General features: G+C 42.7%; 1 protein-coding gene. It reads right to left on the bottom strand.

Annotation, left to right across the window (positions count from 1 at the left end; translation table 11 throughout):
- A partial coding sequence (locus D0T51_RS12045) for a hypothetical protein (RefSeq protein ID WP_163729626.1) occupies window positions 1-4,541 on the bottom strand: 4,541 nt, incomplete at its 3' end.
- Window positions 4,542-4,567: the final 26 nt, after the last annotated feature.

Genomic DNA, 4,567 nt, shown 5'->3' with positions numbered 1-4,567 from the left:
GTCATATCACCGGTTATGCCGGTAGTCAAAGCTGTTACGTCATAATCCGTGCCGGCTGTGACTTTCTTGTCACCGGCGTCGTAGGCGAAGAAAAGAGCTTTCCCTTTCACCTCTTCACTTACCGGGAAAGGTTTCGGATTGCTTGAACATCCTTCTAAGTTCAAGTCACGGGTAACAGAGACAGAGAGATCCTTCAAGGGCGTTGCCAAGAGAGGGTCACCACTGGCTCCGGTGAAACTGGAAATAAGCGGGATGTTATACACCACCTTACCCGTTGTTGTCATATTCGTATAATCAATCGGGATAGCCACCACGTATTCGTTGTTGGTATTCAACCCACCTGTCGCACCGGCAACTGAAATACCAGAGATCTCACTACTGGCATCTACCGAAACACTACCATTCAGACTCAGTTCCTTGGGAAGGATCACACGCAGTTGTTCCGTGCCGGCAAGGGCATTCAGATTCAAACGGTTTATCGTCACCTGCAAGGTGGCAGAAGCCGGATCCGTATCACTGGTCTCTACCACAAAAGAGGTCGTTCCCAAAGCCGCTACCTGGAAGCCCAGAGCAGCCGAGATTGTCGCCTTCATACTTTCGGTATAATATTCCGAGCCGTTATTCAAGACATCAGAGCTATCATAGATTGTCTTACCACTGATAACTCCTTTGAATGACACATTGTATAATTCGGTATTACAGTCGGTCCTGAAAGCTGCCGTAAGTGTAATCTTCTGCCGGGCGGCATCTCCTGTGCTAGGTTGAAGGAGAAGATCTCCAAACAAGTCATAAGCACTGAAGGTAAACGGCTGCGGAGATGCAGTATTCGCTGTTGCAGCAACCAAAGCAGCTTCCACGGCCGGCTTCAGGGTATTGATAACAGAAGTCGTTCCGTTCCAGGTAACCTTGGCTGAACCATCTACATATTTCTGTCCGGCCGGAATGGTGATCACCATTTCCGGGTTCTTCACATCGGCTGTACTGGAGGCTCCGCTTAATATGGCCGTCAGATTGTATTCATTATTTAAAGACAGGGCTCTGTCGGATACGATGAGCTCACCTGTCAGTTTGGGTTCCGGCTTAACAATTGTAAGCTTTGCTACCCCACCCAGGTAGTTTTTTACATCCGGATCAGTCGGGTCTAACTTTCCTAAGGTTGTTGGATCCCAAGTAGTCGAATTGGTAAAGGTACTGGAAGTGTACATCTTGACCTCACCTCCGGCCTCTGGCCCTGTATAGGTAAAAGAGAGGTCGTAAGCAAAGGATTCACCGCCATTGATATCCCCAGGAACCTGGATCCAGCAGTAGTCGGCACCGAAAGAGAAAGGGGTAAGGGCAGTTCCACCGGCCGAGGTCAACTTCAAGGTTGAATAATCCAGGGCTCCTTCGATATACAGCCAGTTGTCGCTGTTAACGGAACCGACTAAGGGGTTACCCAGGGTTAATTCGACGGTGTTCTCAGCGATGGTGGCGGGGAGGGTAGTTTCACCGATGATGTTTAGGGAGAGGGCGCCGCCTTTGTATACCAGTCTAGTCCCATCATAAACAACTGTATTGACACTTTGTCCGGTAAGCGGATTGTAAATTACAGCTTCATACTTTATAGGTACTGCTGTTCGGGGTGCTGATTTGGTCGCTGTAACTGTAGCCATAACTGTCCAATGATTTCCATTCGTAACCTTGGCTGTAGCAGGATTTTCATGAGGTAGTGTTTCTTTCCAAGAAGCATTAAATGTATATTTTGAGTATCCACCTTCATTAATTGGTGTTAATATAGGATAAGTTGCTATTCCATAAGTTGCATAAACTTTCATTAATTCATATCCTTCAGGGATATAAAGAGTAAACTCAGTTACATAAGGAGATTTATCAGTTCTTGCTTCATTATAAAAACCGCCAACAGAATATCTACGAAAAAAACCAATATTTAAAGCTGTATTTCCTGTAAAAGGCATCTCTCCTCCTATATTAGTCAGGTTTTTTCCATCTGCATTAACTGAGATCAACATAGTAGATGTATAATCCCCTCCTTCCAAAACGCTGGTAGCAGAATCAAAACTGGTTTCAGTACTAATATAGGCTGTTGTTTTCAAATCCCTGTATGTACTTGTTGCAATAGTAGTACTTGTTGTAAAAGGAAGAGTGATAATTAGCTTATCACCCGCTTCAAAATTGTAGTTGCTTAACAATAAGGAACTTTTTTTCCGGGATATATTCGTATAGGTCATATTCTCAACACCCCTACTGACATTATTTCGTTTGATATCAACCTTTGCCTGCCCTACCTCAAAATAACCACTTCCTGCATTTAAAAGATCTTCTGTAGCACTTTCTAACAAAAGATACAGATGTTTGGCATTTCCATTTAAAACAGTCGCTTCCCAGGTGAAAAAGCCTCCGTCACCTACCAGATAATAGTCATGGCGGATCTTTGCCTTATTAACAGGAATAGGATTACCAGATCCATCATCTTTTGCAAAAGCCCCATCCAATTCATATCCTTTCGTTGTTCGTTCAAGCACTACCTCTTTATCAAAAGAAATTCCTACATCCTCCTTACATAAAACTGTATAGTTTTGGAATCGTTGAGAAGTCTCTTTAATAAGCGTTCCTTTCACACTATGGTTCACCCAATATTTCACCTGTCCAGTCAGTTGATTCAATCCTGTATATGCCGAAGAAGAAGCGGCTGCTTCTATTTCCAATTGCATAAATGTATTTGAAAAATGAGTAAATGCAAGATTACCACTTGTCGACTCTATTTTCCAGGAATAGATATTATAATTCACATCGCTCAGATCTTGTGCCGGGGTAACAGTAATGGAAGGCAAAACACTTCCTGTCGTTCTAGTATAAATGACATCAGCATTAGTTGGATTCTTTAATGTCAGGTATTTGGGTAAACGCATAAATACCTCCGCATAAACTTTTCCTTCATATAAAGCAACAGTACTCAACGGCAATTCTATACTTGCAGACCGTCCTTTTTTTACAGTAAAGGCTAAAGCCTCAGTAAGATAAAGAACGTTTGAATTGAAGCTGTAAATATCAGCAGAAGACATAACCGTCTGCGTCTCTCCTCCTTTTGTTACTGCATAGGTTAAATAAAGACCTCGATTCCCATAAAAGCGAGGGTATCCATTAGAATTTGCTGTTGTTGATTTAATACCATTATAGATTTGTCCATCTATCGTTGGCATATTTATCTCCAATGTTCCATCTTGATACAAGCAAGCATCTGAAGGTAACTTAATACTAAAAGTATATGGAATCTTATTATCAGTCGCCGTGTAATTATAGTCTGATAGATATTTAGTCACATCATAATCCGCAATCGTTCCGGATTGATCTTCCTTTCCAGCCGCAGTAATCTTCCAGGTTATCGCATCCAGCTGAAATTCGCTATACCAATTTACATTTGGCATAGCAAACTCCAATTCAGACGCATCTAACCCACTATTGGTATAAAAGAAATTCCATTCATTGGTTGTCACACCATCCAATGGAATATCATACCAGGCGGCTGATGTTTGCAAGACTCCACCGGTAGTTCGGGTATATTTATCTAATTTAATATTCGGCGCCCCTTCCATTGTTGGGTACTTCATATAAATTGTTGTTCCCGTTCCTTTATTTGTGCTTGTCGCTAAAGGATACCCCCAGGCAATATCAATCGGGCGGTTTCCTAAATAGGAAGAAGAAGCATCGAAGGTCAATAATTGATTCACAGTTGAAAGGCGACCATCCGTAAGGTTGGCCTCTCCAATAGTTATTGTATATATTTTTTTATCTGTTCCGGAAGCTGTTTCTTCTATTGTAGGATTTGTCAATGTAGCTCTTATGCCCCCAATCTCTTCCCCTTTCAGTTGGAAGTTTTCCAGAGTCACAAACTTATCCACCGTCAGTGCTACCTGGAACGAACGAATGGCCCCTTCCGAGGTGTACATTTTCAGTTCAAAAGGTTTCTTTGTCTTGGTATCCGCTTCTGCCTGTGAATAAGTAACATCGCTACCGACGACACTGATTGTAGGCGTATAGATATTCTTGATTGCAGCCTCTTTACTGGTGCCGACCTGTGTCGTTCCACTATAAACGGAAACGGAAACGTTTCCTTTTACAGCATCTGTGGGTACCAATGTGACGACAAATGCAGCCGCCTTATTGGTACCAAAGGTGGAATACTTAAACACCCAATTAGTACCTGTGGTAGTTGATTTAGTTGGGGTAACGGTTACTCCACCTACTGTACCGGAGATGCCACCAAAGGTAAACCCGGCGGGTACGGTTATACGCAGTTCCGGAGTCGTAATATCTGTTGATCCAATATTAAAATTGGCTTCCACCTCCAGTTTCTTTCCATATACCGTCGCATTCTCCGGCGAAATAGAAAGCCCCGGAGTATCCCAGGCAATCGTTTGTCCATAACTATTTACTGTCCCGACAAAGACAGCCAACAGCATCATACACCAAAGCCGCCACCTCGAACTGTTGTTGTCCGGATAACGACTTTTCGTTTGTTTACTTAAGTCAATCTGTTTCATAAATTAATTGTTTTATATAAGAGTTT

The sequence above is a fragment of the Parabacteroides sp. 52 genome, assembly GCF_010500925.1.
GTDB lineage: Bacteria > Bacteroidota > Bacteroidia > Bacteroidales > Tannerellaceae > QVMG01.
Note: the sequence above shows the minus strand (reverse complement) of the source record. Positions and strands in the feature narration are given on the sequence as shown.